Below are 16,328 nucleotides of genomic sequence, written 5' to 3'. Positions count from 1 at the left end.
CGCCCGATGCACTGCCCGAGTCGGGCACCCGAACGCCAACCGGTGCGCTGCTTGGGTCAGGCACCCGGACCCCAACCGGTGCGCCACCCGGGCCAGGCACCAGCGGCCCGCCCGCTGAGCCCTCACGCGCGGCCGCCGCGGACGAACCGGCCCCGGGCCGGAGACGAGCACCGTCCCGTCTTCTCCGAGCCACGCGTCGATGCAAGCCGCCGGCTCCGGAGCCGCGGTCCTTCCCGTGCGCGCGACGCACCGTGTCCTCGGGTCGCGCCGGCCGGGCGGTCGTCCTCGTCACGCGGCGGAGCGTACCGGCCTCCGCGCGCCCCGGGCCCGCGGCCAAAGCCAAAGTTCAGTTGTTCAACAGGTTGTAGACAGCGGCATTCGCGGGTGCGACCTCCGCCGCCTTCGGAACCGTGACCTGCGCCGGCTTGCCCTGGTCGCGGTAGTCGACGGTGAGCGTGCGCTCGGCGGCCCCCGCGTAGGCGGGCACCGTCACCCGTACCGAGGCCAGCCGCCCCTGCGCGTCGAGCGTCACCACGAACGGCACTGCCTTCGCGCGCTCGCCGAGCGCCGTGAGCCCCGCCTGGTCCGCGAGCCCGAGGTCACCGCCGCGCGTGAGGTCGTAGGTGCCCGTGATCTTCCCGCCGTCCTCGAGCCGAGCCCGGGCGACCCGGGCCACGAAGTCCTGGCTGCTGGTCGGGTCCTTGGTCTCGAACAGCCCGATGATCTCGGTCCGCGTCACCTTGGTCCGATCGAACCGGTACCACTTCTTCGAGCTCACCCCGGCCGCCGGAATGCTCGTGCGGAAGTACCGCTCCCCGCCCCCGAGCACGATCCCCTCGAGCGAGAACTTCACCCCCGACGCGACCGAGTCGAGCCGCGCCTGCCGCTTCCCGGTCGGGTCCACGACCCCGGTGACGGTCCCGTTATCGATCTTCATCGTGTACCCGTACGTCGTCCCCTGCAGCGCCTTCACCGCCCCCACCAGCGCGTCCTTCCCGGCCGGGTCGGTCGATGCCGCCGCCGAGGTCGACCCGGGCTGCTCGCCGCCGACCCCGCACCCGCCCATCACGAGCGCCACGAGTACCGCGACCACGACCCCGGCGAGCTCCTTCGCCCGCCCACCGAAGCGCCGCCACTGCCCGCGCCCGCCATTACGCCCTCGATCGCGAAGCCCCGGCACCGGCTCCGCCGTGCTCTCCCGCGGACCCCCAGCCGCAACCGACTCCCCGGCGTTTTCGTGTTCGCGCCGCACGTCTCCGGCCGCGACCGGCTCCGCCACAGACCCGTTCGCCACAGACCCGTTCGCCATGGACACGGGCGGCGCGAACCCGTTCGCCACGGACACGGGCGGCCGGGCGTCGACGGGTGCGTGCGGTTCGGCGGTCGCGGCCAAGGGCAGAAGCAGACGCACCCGGGCGGCGACTTCCGCGGGGGCCGGTGGCGGGACGAGCTCACACGAGACCCGGGCCGACAGTCCGGCTCGGCCCGAGGCGACCACGGGAGCGACCAGCACCGGGTAGACGCCCTTGATTCCCCAGTCGGAGGGCAGGAGTTCGGCGACGGGGTCGACGACGTCGAGCGAGCAGGAGGTGCGGGCCGGCAGCTCGGGTGCGGGGCCAGCCGGGACGAGGAGCCACGGGGCCGGCGAAATCGCGAGCCCGCGCGCGGACACCGGGGCCGCGCTCGCCTTCGTCGCCGGCTGGAAGGTCGCGGAGATGGGCGGCGGACAGGGCGCCGCGACGGCGAGCGAGCACCAGGTCCGGCCGGACAGCGCCGGGGTGCGGGCGGCCGGGGCGGACAGGAGTGACGCCGGCGGGAACGTGAGGCCGTGGGCGAGAGGTGCGGGAGCCGGGGACGGGCCGGTCATGTCGAGCGAGCACCAGGCCCGGGCCGGTAAGAGGGATCCGGGCGCGGCGAGGACGCGGACGACTGGCACGAGCCGGGCGAGCCCAGGGTCGGCGATCTCCGGCTCCGACCGGGGTCCGGGGCGCTCGGCGGCCGGTGGCGCGGCGGCGAGGGCTGGGACGGGCGTGGCGGCGCCGAGGGCCAGGACGTGGGCGGGTGTCGCGGCGGCGGGCGTGGCGGCGCCGAGGGCCAGGACGTGGGCGGGCGCGGCGGGGGCTAAAGCGGGCGCGGCGGGGGCTGGGGTGTGGGCGGCGGCGGACGTGAAGTCCAGCGTGCACGTCGTTCGCGCGGACAGCGGGGCGGGCGAGCGCCGGGCAGCCGGGAGGGTCAGGAGCCGGGCCGCCGGCAGGCAAGGAATCGTCGGCGTGAGGGTTGACCGGGGGTGGTCGGGTCGCATGCTCTTCCTCCCTGAGTGAGCGGCCGGCGCGCGGCCGGACCCTGCGGCGGGGCCGCCTACTCCCCCTTCAACCGTCGATAGGCCGTTGCGGGTGCGCAAATATTTCGGAAACGGCCGGAGTCGCGGTCGCCCCGGTGCCCGCCGACGACCAGCACGATCAACTTCGCCGAGGTCAGGGGCCCTATCGGCCGCGAGTGCCGGGGCGCCGAGGCGTTCGGCGGCCGTTGAGTCGACGCGGGAGTGCGACACCTTCGTGACGTCCAAGGGGTTGGCGAGCGCCTCGACGCCGACCGTCCGGAGATGGCTCGCCTCCCGCCGTCGTCGCTGGAGCGCAGGAGCAGGCCGGCCGATGCGCGCTGGTGCGGCCAGGGCCTCAGAGCCGACCGTGGTCGCCCGGAACGTGGGTCGGCGGCGAGGGGAACAGGGCTCCGTCGTGCCTCGCCTCTCGCCGCCGTTGCCGAAGCGGTCGATGGAGCGTCGGAGCAGGCGATGCGAGCGGAGCCGGGCGAAGCGGGCCGTGATGAGCGCCGATGCGGCCAGGAGCGCGAGAACGGTCTGCATGCTGGTGCCTCCCCCGAATGCGGGCACCGCTCGCCCCCGTTTTGCGAGCGGTGCCCCCGATCGGTGGGGACATTAGCGAGGGGGTCCGACATTTTTCGGTTGCCGCTGCTCAGGGACCGGCTGCTATTGTACTGCCACATTCGCGCTTTTGTACTAGTACATAAGGAGCACCGTGGAGACGTATCAGCAGACGGCGCGCAGCACGCCTCGGCGCATGCCCGAACGGGCCTCCTACGACGTCGAGCTGGTGCACGAGGTGCTGGACGAGGCGTACGTCTGCCACCTCAGCTACGTCGCCGACGGTGAGCCGCGCGTGCTCCCGACGCTGCATGCGCGCGTCGGCGACACGCTGTACCTGCACGGCTCCACCGGCAGCCGCCCGATGCTCGCCGCGCGCGCGGAGGGGCTGCCCGTGTGCGTCGCGGTGACGATCATCGACGGGCTCGTGCTGGCCCGCTCGCAGTTCAACCACAGCGCCAACTACCGCTCGGTGATCGTCCACGGCATCGCGCGCCCGGTCGCGGACGAGGACGAGCGCGCCCGCGCGTTCGCCGCGCTCGTGGACAAGGTGGCGCCCGGGCGCGACGCCGACAGCCGGCGCCCGAGCCGCCGCGAGTCCGCGCAGACGTCGCTGCTCGCGCTGCCCCTCGCCGAGGCCTCGGCCAAGGTCCGGCGCGGCGGCCCGAAGGACGATCCCGAGGACGCCTCGTTGCCGCATTGGGCAGGGGTCGTACCGCTCACGCTCACTCGGGGGCTTCCGGTGCCGGCGGAGGCTCAGGAGGTACCGCTGCCGGGTTATCTGCGTCCGGACAGTGATCCTTGGCGGCGCCCGGGCGCGCTGCGGGGCCGCCACATCGTGCTCGAGCCGCTCGATCACGCCCACGCGCCCGGGCTGTTCGCGGCGCTGGACGACGCCGAGGTCTGGACGCACCTCACGATCCCGCGGCCGCGCTCGGTCGCGGAGACGGCGGTGATCGTCGCCGCGGCGCTGGCCGACGCCGATCGGGTGCCCTTCGTGCAACGCGACGTCGCGACCGGGCGGATCGTCGGCAGCACCTCGTACTACGCCGTCAATCCGGTGCAACGAGGCGTCGCCATCGGGCACACCATGATCGGCCGGCCCTGGTGGCGTACCGCGGTCAACACCGAGTCGAAGCTGCTCATGCTCCAGCACGCCTTCGACACCCTCGGCGCGCTGCGGGTCGAGTGGCACACGGACGTGCGCAACGAGCGCTCTCAGCGGGCGATCGAGAGGCTCGGCGCGCAGCGGGAGGGCGTCCTGCGCAGCCACCGCCGAAGGGCTGATGGCAGCCAGCGTGACACCGTGCTGTACTCCATGATCACCGACGAATGGCCAGCCGCGCGAGACCGGCTGGCCGCGGCGCTGGACAACGGAGGCGGCACGTGCTCGGCATCACCAACCCCCTGACGTACGTGCTCGGCACGCTCGCGATCGTGCTGCTGCCGGGGCCCAACTCGCTGTACGTGCTCTCGGTCGCCGCGCGGCGCGGGGTGCGCGACGGCTACCGGGCGGCGGCCGGGGTGTGGCTCGGCGACGCGGTGCTCATGACGCTGTCGGCCGGCGGGGTCGCCTCGCTGCTGCACAGCACTCCGTGGCTGTTCGGCATCGTGAAGTACGCCGGCGCGGCGTACCTGGCCTTCGTCGGCGTCCGGCTCGTCGTCAGCACGTTGCGGCGCAAGGGCGCCGAGGACGCGACGGTAGCGGCCGCGCCCGCGGACCGGCCCTTCCGCCGTGCGCTCGTGATCAGCCTGCTCAACCCGAAGGCGATCCTGTTCTTCGTGTCGTTCTTCATCCTGTTCGTGGATCCGTCGTACCCGCTCCCAGCGGTCAGCTTCCTGGTGCTCGGGGCGGTCGCGGAGGTGCTCAGCGCGCTGTACCTGACGGGGCTGATCTTCGGCGGGCGGTTCCTGGCCGATCGCTTCCGGGCGCGGCGCCGGCTCGCCAAGGGGCTGACGACGCTGGTCGGGGGCGCGTTCCTGGCCTTCAGCGTGAAGCTCGCGACGGCCAGCCTCTCCTGAGGCACCGCTTCTTGGGCCGTGCGGCCGCATCGGGGTCCCCCGCCTGACCGGGCAGGGGACCCCTCGTTGCCCGGCCAGGCAAGTTCGGGTGTCCCTTCGGGTGTGCAATACAGTAGCCAAACGGACCAATTCGGGCAAATCGCTGCCGCCCTCAAAAAGTGTCGTACCCCCGGTGCAGGATTGTGGGCATGGCAGAGCTGGATGGTTTCGGGGCGGCGACACGCGAGTGGTTCCGCGCCGCGTTCGCGGCACCGACCAGGGCACAGGCGGGCGCGTGGCGGGCGATCAGCGCAGGCCGGCACGCGCTCGTGGTGGCGCCGACCGGCTCCGGCAAGACCCTCGCCGCGTTCCTGTGGTCCCTCGATCGGTTGGCCGCCGAGCCGCCCGCCGAGCCCGCCCGCCGGTGCCGGGTGCTCTACGTCAGCCCGCTCAAGGCGCTGGCCGTCGACGTCGAGCGCAACCTGCGGGCCCCGCTGGCCGGCATCCGGCAGGCCGCCGCGCGGCTCGGCCAGGAGCCTCCCGACATCCGGGTGGGCATGCGCACCGGCGACACCCCGGCCGACGAGCGCCGGGCCTTCGCCCGCACCCCGCCGGACATCCTGATCACCACCCCCGAGTCGCTGTTCCTGCTGCTCACCTCGCAGGCGCGGGAGTCGCTGCGCGGCGTCGAGACCGTGATCATCGACGAGGTGCACGCGGTCTGCGCCACCAAGCGCGGGGCGCACCTGGCGCTGTCACTCGAACGGCTCGACGCGCTGCTGGAGCGGCCGGCGCAGCGCATCGGGCTCTCGGCGACCGTGCGGCCCATCGACGAGACCGCGCGCTTCCTGGGCGGGGCGGCTTCGGTGGAGATCGTCCAGCCGCCGAGCGCCAAGACCATCGAGGTCGAGGTCCAGGTGCCGGTCGAGGACATGACGGCGCTGGGCGAGGCCGCGCCCGGCGAGGACGACGACGGGGCGCCCCGGCAGGCGTCCATCTGGCCGGCCGTCGAGGAGCGCGTGCTCGACCTGATCCAGGCCCACCGCTCGACCATCGTGTTCACCAACTCGCGGCGCGGCGCCGAGCGGCTCTGCGCCCGGATCAACGAGCTGGCCGGGGCCCGCGCCGGGGTGCCGCAGCCGGAGCCGGCCCGCACCCCGGCCGAGATGATGGCCCAGGCCGGCATGGCCGGAGGCGCGCCGCCGGTCGTGGCCCGCGCGCACCACGGCAGCGTCTCCCGCGAGGAGCGCAAGCACATCGAGGAGGCGCTCAAGTCCGGGCAGCTGCCGGCCGTCGTCGCCACCTCCAGCCTGGAGCTGGGCATCGACATGGGCGCCGTCGACCTGGTGGTGCAGATCGAGGCGCCGCCGAGCGTCGCGGCGGGGCTGCAGCGGGTCGGGCGGGCCGGGCACCAGGTCGGGGCCGTCTCCCGCGGCGTGGTCTTCCCCAAGCACCGCGGCGACCTGGTCTCGTGCGCGGTCGTGGCCGAGCGCATGGTGGAGGGCGGCATCGAGGAGCTGCGCTACCCGCGCAACCCGCTCGACGTCCTGGCCCAGCAGATCGTCGCGATGGTGTCGATGGAGGCCTGGTCCGTCGACGACCTCGCCAAGCTCGTGCGGCGGGCCGCGGTCTACGCCGACCTGCCCGACTCGGCGCTGTTCGCGGTGCTGGACATGCTGGCCGGGCGCTACCCGTCCACCGCCTTCGCCGAGCTGCGGCCGCGGCTCGTGTGGGACCGCACCGAGGGGCAGCTCTCGGCCCGGCCCGGCGCCCAGCGGCTCGCGGTCACCAGCGGCGGCACGATCCCCGACCGGGGCATGTTCGGCGTGTTCCTGGCGGGCGCGGAGAAGGCGGCCCGGGTCGGCGAGCTCGACGAGGAGATGGTCTACGAGTCGCGGGTCGGCGACGTGTTCCTGCTCGGCTCGACGTCGTGGCGGATCGAGGACATCACCCCCGACCGGGTGCTGGTCTCCCCCGCGCCCGGCGCCGCGGCGAAGATGCCGTTCTGGAAGGGCGACTCGCCGGGGCGGCCGGTGGAGCTGGGGCGGGCGATCGGGGCGCGGCTGCGCGGATTCGTGAAGTCCGGCGACGAGGCGGCCCGGGTGCACCTGCGGGCCGGCGGGCTCGACGACTGGGCGGCCGACAACCTGCTGGCCTACCTGCGCGAGCAGCGGGCCGCGACCCGGCACCTGCCCGACGACCGCACGGTGCTGGTCGAGCGGTTCCGCGACGAACTCGGGGACTGGCGGATGACTGTCCACTGTGTCCTCGGGGCCCGCGTCAATGCGCCGTGGGCGCTGGCGATCGGGCGGCGGCTGCAGGAGCGGTACGGGGTGGATGCCCAGGTCATGCCGAGCGACGACGGGATCGTGGTGCGGCTGCCCGACGTGGCCGACGAGCCGCCCGGCGCCGAGCTGGTCGCCTTCGACCCGGACGAGATCGCCGGGATCGTCGAGGAGACGGTCGGCACGTCGGCGATGTTCGCGGCGCGGTTCCGCGAGTGCGCGGCCCGGGCCCTGCTCCTGCCGCGGCGGGACCCGCGCCGTCGGCAGCCGCTGTGGCAGCAGCGTCAGCGCTCCGCCCAGCTGCTCGACGTGGCCCGCGACTACGCCGACTTCCCGATCACGCTGGAGGCCGCGCGGGAGTGCCTGCAGGACGTGTTCGACGTGGCCGGGCTCGTCGGGGTGATGCGCGACGTGGCCGGGCGCAAGCTGCGGCTGGTCGAGGTCGAGACCGAGCGGCCCTCCCCGTTCGCCCGGTCGCTGCTGTTCGGCTACGTCGGGGCGTTTCTCTACGAGGGCGACGCGCCGCTGGCCGAGCGCCGCGCCGCCGCCCTCGCGCTCGACCCGACCCTGCTCGCGGAGCTGCTCGGGCGGGTGGAGCTACGGGAGCTGCTCGACCCGGCCGTGGTCGCCGAGACCGAGTCGAGCCTGCAGTGGCTCGGCGAGCAGCGCACCCCGCGCGACGCCGAGGACGTCGCCGAGATGCTGCGGGTGCTCGGCGACCTCGGCGACGACGGGCTCGCGGCCCGCGGCGCCGATCCGGCCTGGGCGCGGGAGCTGGCCGACCGGCGGCGCGCGATCCAGGTCCGCGTCGCCGGGGAGGCGCGCTGGATCGCCGTCGAGGACGCCGGGCGATACCGCGACGCGCTGGGGGTGGCGTTGCCGGTCGGCCTGCCCTCCGCCTACCTGGAGCCGGTCGCGGACCCGCTCGGCGACCTGGTGAGCCGCTACGCGCGCACCCACGCGCCGTTCACCGCCGCGGCGTGCGCGGCACGCTTCGGGCTCGGGGTGTTCGTCGTCGAGCAGGCGCTGCGCCGGCTGCCCTCGGCCGTGTCCGGCGAGTTCTCCCCCGACGGGGCCGGCACCGAGTGGTGCGACGCCGAGATCCTGCGCCTGCTGCGCCGCCGCTCGCTGGCCGCGCTGCGCCGCGAGATCGAGCCGGTGCCGCCGCGCGTGCTGGCCCGGTTCCTGCCGCAGTGGCACCACATCAGCGGCTCCTCCCGGGCCCGCGGCGTGGAGGCCGTGGCGTCGGCGATCGAGCAGCTGCAGGGGGTGGCGATGCCCGCCTCGGCGCTGGAGCGGCTCATCCTGCCGGCCCGGGTCGGGGACTACAGCCAGGCCTACCTCGACGAGCTCACCGCCTCCGGCGACCTGGTGTGGGCCGGCACCGGCTCGATCGGCGAGCACGACGGCTGGGTGACCCTCGCCTTCGCCGACGCCGCGCCGCTGCTCCTGCCGCCGGCCGCCGAGGTGGGCGGGCCGCTGCACGAGGCCGTGCTCGACGCCCTCGCCGGCGGGCAGGCGCTGTTCTTCCGCGGGCTCGCCGAGCACATCCACGCGCCCGAGGAGGAGCTCGTGGCCGCCCTCTGGGACCTCGTCTGGGCCGGCCACCTGTCCAACGACACGATCGCGCCGCTGCGGGCGAAGCTCGGCGGCGGCGGGGCGCACCGGTCGCGGCCCTCGGCGCCGAAGTCGCGGTACCGACGGGCGGGCTCTCTCTCGCTCGGCCGCGCCGCGCTCGCCGTCGCCCGCAGCGGCCCGCCGACGGCCGCGGGCCGGTGGTATCGGCTGCCCGAGCGCGACCTCGACCCGACCCGGCGCGCGACCGCCAACGCCGAGCTGCTGCTGGACCGGCACGGGGTCGTCACCCGCGGCGCGGTCATGGCCGAGGACCTGCCGGGCGCCTTCGCCGGCGTCTACCCGGTGCTCGCCGCGATGGAGGAGCGCGGCGCGGCCCGGCGCGGCTACTTCGTCGAGGGCCTCGGCGCCGCCCAGTTCGCCCTGCCGGGCGCGGTCGACCGCCTGCGCGGCGGGACCGAGCACCGCGACGCGCTCGTGCTGGCCGCGACCGACCCGGCGAACCCGTACGGCGCGGCCCTGCCCTGGCCCGAGCGTGTCGTCGACGTCGGCGACGGCGAGCGGTCCGGCCACCGCGCGGGCCGCAAGGCCGGCTCGCTGGTCGTCACCGTGGGCGGCGACCTGATCCTCTACGTCGAGCGCGGCGGCCGCACCCTGCTGTCCTACGCCGACGACCCGGAGCTGCTCGCCCTGGCCGCGAAGGCGCTGGCGGACGCGGTGCACGGGGGCGCGTTGGGGGCGCTGTCGGTCGAACGGGCGGACGGGGAGTCGATCCTGCAGTCGTCCTTGCGCGATGCGCTGGCGAGCGCGGGGTTCCGCAGCACACCGAGAGGACTACGACTACGCGGCTGACGACTGGCCTTTGACCGAATCGAGGAGCTGGAACGAAGAACAGCTCGCCGCTCCGGGGCGGCGCGGCTCGCGGCGGCCGGCGTGGGCTCGCGACGGCCTGCCGCACCGGCTCGCGGCGGGTCGGCTCGCGACGGCCCTGCGGATCGGGTCGTGTGCGGTGCGCGGTGCGCGGGTGTGCGGTGCGCGGCAATCGTGCGGTACGCGGGTGTGCGGTGTGCGGTGCGCGGCAATCGTGCGGTGCCTGACAGAGCCGAGCGCAATGGCCGTGCGGTGGAAGCGAAACGCGGCAAGGCGCGGCCGTGAAGGCAACCCACGCGGCGGTCCGGCGTGACGCGGCGCGCGGTGAATGTGCGCGAGGTGCGGGGTCAGTACGTGATGGTCACTCGGTCGCCCGGGGACAGGGTCAGGCGCTGGGCCGCGTTGCCGCCGTTCACCGCGATCGCCGCGTAGCCCGCCGAGTCGGCCAGGAGTACCAAGGCGTTCGGGTCCGCGTTGCCGAAGGTCGTCGTGTGCACGGCCGGGGTGCCGTTCACCTCGGCGTGGGCGGGGATCGGGGACAGGGCCGCGGCCGTGGCGGCCAGCTGGACGTTGCCGAAATGGTCCACCGTCTGGACTTCGGCGACGAGGCGGCCGGGGGTCTGCTCGACGTACGGCTGCGGCAGTGTCACCCAGTCCGTGATCTCCTCGCCCGCGTCGAGCAGGGCGGCGCCCTCGGACAGGCGGGCGGCCACGGGGGCGAAGATGTCGCGGCCGTGGAAGGTGTGCGAGACCTCCGGCGCGAACCACGAGCGGTTCGTCAGCGCCACGGCCGTGGTCACGCCGCCCAGCGCTAGGGCCGCCGGGATGAGCAGGCCGTTGTCCGGGCCCACGAGGAAGCTGCCGCCGGCCGTGGCGATGGCGATCGGGCGGCGGGCCGTGCCCACGCCGGGATCGACCACGGCCAGGTGTACGCCCCGCGGCAGGGACGGGACCGTCTGGGCCAGGATCGCGGCGCCGCGGCGGATGTCGCCGGGTGGGATCAGGTGGGTGATGTCGAGGACCCGGGCCTGCGGGGCAAGGCGGGCGAGCACGCCGTGGCAGGCCGCCACGAAGCCGTCCGACAGGCCGTAGTCGGTCGTGAACGAGATCATCGCGATAGTGTCCGCTCCATGCGGCTTTGCGTGTTCACCGAGCCTCAGCTGGGGGCTACGTACGAGGACCAGCTTGCCATCGCGCGGCGGGCCGAGGAGCTCGGCTTCGAGGCGTTCTTCCGGTCCGACCACTATCTGACCGGGTCCGGCGGCGGGATGCCGGGGCCGACCGACTCGTGGGTGACGCTCGGCGCGCTCGCGCGGGAGACCTCGACGATCCGGCTCGGCACGCTCGTGACCTCGGCGACGTTCCGGCTTCCGGGGCCGCTCGCGATCGCGGTGGCGCAGGTCGACGCGATGAGCGGCGGGCGGGTCGAGCTAGGGCTGGGCACGGGCTGGTACGAGCGGGAGCACGCCGCGTACGGCATTCCGTTCCCGCCCGTGGGCGAGCGCTTCGACCGGCTCACCGAGCAGCTGGAGATCATCAAGGGGCTCTGGGCGACGCCGCCCGGGATGACGTACTCCTTCGAAGGCCGCTACTACGACGTCGTCGACTCCCCGGCGCTGCCCAAGCCCGTGCAGCCCGCGGGGCCGCCGGTGATCATCGGCGGGACGGGGCCGAAGCGCACGCCGCGGCTCGCCGCTCGGTACGCCGACGAGTTCAACGTGCCGTTCGCGTCGCTGGATGACACCGACGCGCAGTACCGGCGCGTGGTCGAGGCGATCGAGGCCGAGGGTCGCGACGGGCGCGCGCCGATCGTGTTCTCGTTCGCGCAGACGATCGTGTGCGGCGCGACCGAGGCCGAGGTCCGTCGCCGCGCGGAGGCGGTCGGCCTGAACCCCGGCGGGCCGCAGGCCGGTCAGCTGTACGGCACGCCGCAACGCCTCGCCGAGCAGATCAGCGGCTTCGTGAAGGCCGGCGCCTCCCGCGCGTTCCTGCAGGTGCTGGACCTGCGCGACCTCGAGCACCTGGAGCTGATCGCGGCCGAGGTGGCACCCCTGCTCGACTGAGCCCGCGCGGCGATACAACGCCGAAAAGTGGGCAGTCCCCGTGCGTGCCCGGGAGCGACGCAGCACACGAAAGCGCCCACCCGCCGAGAACACCGCGGCCGCCCGAGCGACATGAGGCGCGACAACGGGAGGACGCGCCCGAGCGAGACGACGCGCGGGAGCAGCACGACGCGCCCGAGCAAGACGACGTGTCCGAGCGAGACGACGCGCCCGAGCGGGACGACGCGCGGGAGCAGTACGACGCGCCCGAGCAAGACGACGCGTCCGAGCGAGACGACGCGCCCGAACGCCAGGACGCGTCCGAGCGGGACGACCGCGCGACGGAGCCGCCGGGTGGCCCGAGGTCTCAGCCGAGGCCGCCCGGGCGGCGCGTCACCCGGGGACGGCCCGGCGCCGGGGCGGTCGCGAGAAGGCTGCAACGGGGCTTCGCGCTCGGTGGCGTGCTGCTGATCATGGTGGCGGCACTGGCGGTACCGATGGCGCAACCCCGGCCCGTCAAGGTGCTCTGCGTCGACGACGTCGTGCAGGCCCGCGCCGTGGCCGGGCTCGCCAACTTCTCCGCCTGGCTGCGGCGCAACCACGCGACCGGGTTCATCGGCGAGATCGGCTGGCCCGGCGACCGGGACGCGGAGCAGTGGAGCCGGGTCGCGGAGGTCTGGTACGAGGCGGCCGACGCGATCGGGCTCCCCGTCACCGCCTGGGCCGCCGGCGCGTGGCCCGCGAACTACCCGATGGCCGTGTACCGCCCGGTCGCGCAAGGCCTGCGGGTCGACGTGGCCGGGCCGCAGGCGCACATCGTCGAGCGGCATGCGAGTACACCCGGATATCTGCGCGGCGTGAACCTGGCCGCGGGCTCGTTCGCCGCCTCGGACAGCGACGGCGGCTTCGGCACCACGAACCCGGGCCGCTACGGCCTGGACTACACGTACGAGACGCCGTCGAGTTACGCGTTCCTGGCCGGCCGCGGCGTGCGCCTCGTGCGGCTGGCGGTCAACTGGGAGCGGCTGCAGCCGCGGCCGTTCGGGCCGCTGGACGCGACCGAGCTCGCGCGGGTGCGCGACGCGCTCGAGCACGCGCGGCGGGCCGGGCTCGCGGTCATCATCGACCTGCACAACTACGGCGACTACGCGCTCGGGGGCGGCCGGGACGGGCCGCCGCGCATGCTGCGGCTCGGCGAGTTCGCGCTGCCGACGACGGCCCTGGCCGACTTCTGGCGGCGGCTGAGCGTCGCGGCCGACGACCCGTCGGTGATCGGGCTCGGGCTGCTGAACGAGCCGACGCGACTGGCCGCGGACGGGCGCGCGGGCGCGCTGATCTGGCAGCGTGCGGCCCAGGAGGCGGTCGACGCCATCCGCGCGACCGGGGACCGGCGGGCGATCCTCGTCAGCGGGTACACCCCCATCGGACCGCCCTCGTGGGGCGAGATGCACCCGGTCGCCTGGATCCGGGACCCCGCGCACCGGGTCGCCTACGAGTCGCACGCGTACTTCGACCACGACGGCAGCGGGCACTACTGGATGTCGTACGACGACGAGCTGCGCAGCGTCACCTGGCCCCCGCCCGCGCTGTGCCAGCGGTTGACACCGATGGGCCGCCAGGTGCTCACTGCTTAGGTGATCGATGTGCGGCGGGCCGGACCGGGCGACCTCGAACCCGCGCTGGAGGTGTGGCGGGCCGCCAACGAGGCGCGCGGCCACGCGCCCGCGCCCGCGCGCGTGGAACGGGTGCGCGCCAAGCTCCGCGAGCCCGGCGCGCTCGTCGTCGTGGCCGTTGACCAGGGCGCGGGCGAGACGGTGGCGATGGGGCTGGCCGAGCCGGGCCGGGCGGACGACGGCGCGGGGGCGCCCGTCGCCGGGGAGGGCCACGTGTCCATGGTGTTCGTCGCGCCCGCGCGCTGGGGTGCGGGCCTCGGCGGCCTGGTCCTCGACGCGCTGCACGCGGCCGGGTGGGCCCGCACCACGCTGTGGACGCGCACGAGCAACGCGCGGGCGCGCCGGCTCTACGAGAAGGCCGGGTACCGCCCGACCGGGCGGACCTCGGCGCTGCCCGCCGGTGACGGGATCATGCAGCTGGAACGGATCGGCTAGCCTCTCAGTGACATGAGGCGTGTGGCGTTGGTGCTGATCGGGCTCGGCGTGGGGCTGTTCGCCGGCTCGCAGCTCGCCGCGTCCCGGGCGCAGGCCACGGCCCTGTGGACGGGCGTCGCCGCGACGGTCATCGGGCTCGTCATGCTCGCCGCGAGCGGGCCGACGACCTACGAGCCGAGCGAGGAGGGCGAGGACGGCCGCCCGACGCTCTCCGGGCTCGGCACCCGGGTCGACCAGATCCTGCGCATCGCCGAGGAGCAGGCCGCCGACCATCTCCGGCAGGCCGAGAAGGACGCCCGGAAGGTGCGCGCCCGCGTCGAGGCCGGGCTGTGGCTCGTGCTGCGCGAGGGCGACGACGGCGAGCGGTACGAGGTGGCCCGCCTCGAGTCGCGCTCGGACGCCGACTCGGTCGTCGCCGCGCTCGAGGCCCGCGGGCACCTGCAGCGCTACTCCGTGGCCCCGGCCGGCGGCTGACACGTGCCCGAGGGCGACACCGTCTGGAACACCGCGCGCGTGCTCGGATCGGCGATCACCGGCCAGACCATCACGCGCAGCGACTTCCGGGTGCCGCGGCTGGCGGCGGCCGACCTGTCCGGCTGGACCGTCGCCGAGTCCGCGTGCCGGGGCAAGCACCTGCTGCTGCGGCTGACGAAGGACGGCCGGGAGCCGCTCACCCTGCACTCCCACCTGCGTATGGACGGCGCGTGGCGCACGTACGGGCCGGGCGAGCGCTGGACCGGCCGCCCCGCGCACCTGATCCGCGTCGCGCTGCACACGCCGGCCGCGGTCGCCGTCGGCTTCCATCTGCACGAGCTCGACCTGGTGCCCACGCGCGAGGAGGCGCGGCTCGTCGGGCACCTCGGCCCCGACCTGATGGGCGAGGACTGGGACGCCGACGAGGCGGTGCGCCGGCTGCTGGCCAGGCCCGAGCGCTGGATCGCCGACGCGCTGCTCGACCAGCGCAACCTCGCCGGGATCGGGAACCTTTACAAGGCCGAAACGCTGTTCCTGCGCGGCGTGTCCCCGTGGACGCCCACCGGCGACGTCGCGGACCCGGGCGCGCTGGTCGCGAAGGCCCACGCGCTGCTCAACTCGAACCGGGGCCGCTTCACCCAGACCACGACGGGCTCGCTGCGCCGCGGCGAGACCAACTGGGTGTTCGAGCGCGCCGGTCAGCCCTGCCGGCGGTGCCGCACCACCATCCGCCGCTGGACCGGCGGTGACAACGATCGCATCACATACTGGTGCCCGCACTGCCAGCCGGGGAACGGACCCCCGGACCGGGCGTGACCGCGCGGCCGCACGAGCACGAGGTCGCCCTCGGCGTCGAGGTCGACAAGCCAGAAGCGCTGGATGTCGTACGGCATGTGCACCCTCGTCACGCTATCCAGCCTGCCCCGGAATGCCCCATTCCCTAAGCCAAATTTGAAGCCCCGTTATTTCGCGACGTATCCGCATCGACCGCTCGGCGGTTGTTACCCCCGTGACCGGCGTGCTTCGAGATCGCGCGCACCGGGTAGGGTGCTGGCCGGTACGTCTCATGGGGAGGGGCGCGATGGATCACCGCATGACCCGGCGCGGCCTGCTCGCCGGGTTCGTCGCGGCGGCCACGCTGTCCGCGTGCGACGGTGCGCCTCTGGTGACGCCCACCCCGACGACCTCGTTCAACCCGCCCCAGGACCAGCCGATCGCGACCTGGGAGCTCACCGGCGGGTTCACCGCGGCCGGGATCGCCGCGCTGCGCCCGCCCCGCCTGGTCGTCTACGGCGACGGCGACGCCATCGCGGACGCGACGTACCGCTCCCGCCTGGACCCCGACCAGCTGCGCACCCTCGCCGCCGGCATCGCGGACGACCTGCGCGCGGGCGGCTCGCAGAAGAAGCCGACGCCCACCATGACGATCGCCGACGCGCCCGTGACGAAGGTCTCGGTGTGGTCGCCGACGGGGCCGCTGACGTTCACGGCCGAGGGGCTCGACGAGCTCAAACCCGATCACGTGTACGCGGATGTGCTCTACGACGCCCGCGACCGCCTCGCCGCCGTGCACAAGACGGTGTCCGCGACCGCGCAGCCATACCTCGCCACCCGCGTCCGCGTCGTGGCCGTTCCGGCGCTCGAAGGGCAGGCTGGCACCGGCACCCCGATCGTGCCCGACCCGAGCCCGTCGGCGACGGTGAACCCGTGGCCGAGCGGCGTCACGCTGCCGTCCCCCGACGCGGAGGGCCTGCGCCGCACCGACTTGGACGGCGACGCGGCGCGGGCGGCGGTGCGCATGCTCACGCGGGACCTGGATCAGCGCGGGGCCTGGCCGACGTACCGCATGGCCGACGGCACCGTGGTCCGGGCGAGCTGGCGTTATCTGCTGCCGACGGAGTGACCTCGTGAGTGATCTTCGAAAAGTCGGGCGCTCCGCGCACGACTTTTCGGATTTTTCGCCTGTCGGGATATAAATCCGAAAAGTCCGATCACGGAGTGTCGGACTTTTCGCTGAACGGAACGCCATTCCGCGGCCAAGCGCGCAGCAGCCTCAAGAGCCGCGCGGACTCAAACACGGCGCGGCGTCAGG

Annotated in this window: 11 protein-coding genes; 9 read left to right on the top strand and 2 right to left on the bottom strand. The window is 74.5% G+C overall.

Annotation, left to right across the window (positions count from 1 at the left end; translation table 11 throughout):
- Window positions 1-346 precede the first annotated feature (346 nt).
- Window positions 347-2,302, bottom strand: a complete 1,956-nt coding sequence (locus tag ABT369_RS43775) for a hypothetical protein (RefSeq protein WP_350622001.1) — start codon at window positions 2,300-2,302, stop codon at window positions 347-349.
- Window positions 2,303-3,035: 733 nt separating this feature from the next.
- Here ABT369_RS43775 and ABT369_RS43770 point away from each other — a divergent pair.
- From ABT369_RS43770 to ABT369_RS43760, 3 genes are all read left to right on the top strand, one after another.
- A complete protein-coding gene (locus ABT369_RS43770; protein ID WP_502891899.1) occupies window positions 3,036-4,292 on the top strand; it encodes a bifunctional pyridoxamine 5'-phosphate oxidase family protein/GNAT family N-acetyltransferase in 1,257 nt (418 codons plus the stop codon).
- Window positions 4,214-4,903, top strand: a complete 690-nt coding sequence (leuE, locus tag ABT369_RS43765) for a leucine efflux protein LeuE (RefSeq protein ID WP_502891898.1) — start codon at window positions 4,214-4,216, stop codon at window positions 4,901-4,903. The genes ABT369_RS43770 and leuE overlap by 79 nt, the downstream gene beginning before the upstream one ends.
- 188 nt (window positions 4,904-5,091) lie before the next feature.
- Window positions 5,092-9,594, top strand: a complete 4,503-nt coding sequence (locus ABT369_RS43760; RefSeq protein WP_350621997.1) for an ATP-dependent helicase — start codon at window positions 5,092-5,094, stop codon at window positions 9,592-9,594.
- Window positions 9,595-9,959: 365 nt separating this feature from the next.
- Here the strand turns inward: ABT369_RS43760 and ABT369_RS43755 are convergent, their stop codons facing one another.
- Window positions 9,960-10,724 (bottom strand): SAM hydrolase/SAM-dependent halogenase family protein, encoded by a 765-nt coding sequence (locus ABT369_RS43755; RefSeq protein WP_350621995.1) that lies wholly within the window; start codon window positions 10,722-10,724, stop codon window positions 9,960-9,962.
- A gap of 18 nt (window positions 10,725-10,742) precedes the next feature.
- Here ABT369_RS43755 and ABT369_RS43750 point away from each other — a divergent pair, with 18 nt between their 5' ends.
- From ABT369_RS43750 to ABT369_RS43725, 6 genes are all read left to right on the top strand, one after another.
- A complete protein-coding gene (locus tag ABT369_RS43750; protein ID WP_350621993.1) occupies window positions 10,743-11,675 on the top strand; it encodes an LLM class F420-dependent oxidoreductase in 933 nt (310 codons plus the stop codon).
- Window positions 11,676-11,863: 188 nt separating this feature from the next.
- Window positions 11,864-13,288, top strand: coding sequence for a glycoside hydrolase family 5 protein (locus ABT369_RS43745; RefSeq protein ID WP_350621991.1), 1,425 nt, complete (start codon window positions 11,864-11,866; stop codon window positions 13,286-13,288).
- Window positions 13,289-13,762 (top strand): GNAT family N-acetyltransferase, encoded by a 474-nt coding sequence (locus tag ABT369_RS43740; RefSeq protein WP_350621989.1) that lies wholly within the window; start codon window positions 13,289-13,291, stop codon window positions 13,760-13,762.
- A gap of 12 nt (window positions 13,763-13,774) precedes the next feature.
- Entirely contained in the window at window positions 13,775-14,236 is a 462-nt protein-coding gene (locus ABT369_RS43735) for a hypothetical protein (protein WP_350621987.1), read from the top strand.
- A gap of 3 nt (window positions 14,237-14,239) precedes the next feature.
- Entirely contained in the window at window positions 14,240-15,052 is an 813-nt protein-coding gene (locus tag ABT369_RS43730; protein ID WP_350621985.1) for a DNA-formamidopyrimidine glycosylase family protein, read from the top strand.
- A 265-nt stretch (window positions 15,053-15,317) separates the two neighbouring features.
- The gene (locus tag ABT369_RS43725) at window positions 15,318-16,139 is read left to right on the top strand and encodes a hypothetical protein (RefSeq protein ID WP_350621983.1); all 822 of its coding nucleotides are present in this window, start codon (window positions 15,318-15,320) and stop codon (window positions 16,137-16,139) included.
- The last annotated feature ends 189 nt before the right edge of the window (window positions 16,140-16,328 follow it).

Origin of the sequence: Dactylosporangium sp. NPDC000244 (assembly GCF_040300725.1) — a bacterium.
Classification (GTDB): domain Bacteria; phylum Actinomycetota; class Actinomycetes; order Mycobacteriales; family Micromonosporaceae; genus Dactylosporangium.
Note: the sequence above shows the minus strand (reverse complement) of the source record. Positions and strands in the feature narration are given on the sequence as shown.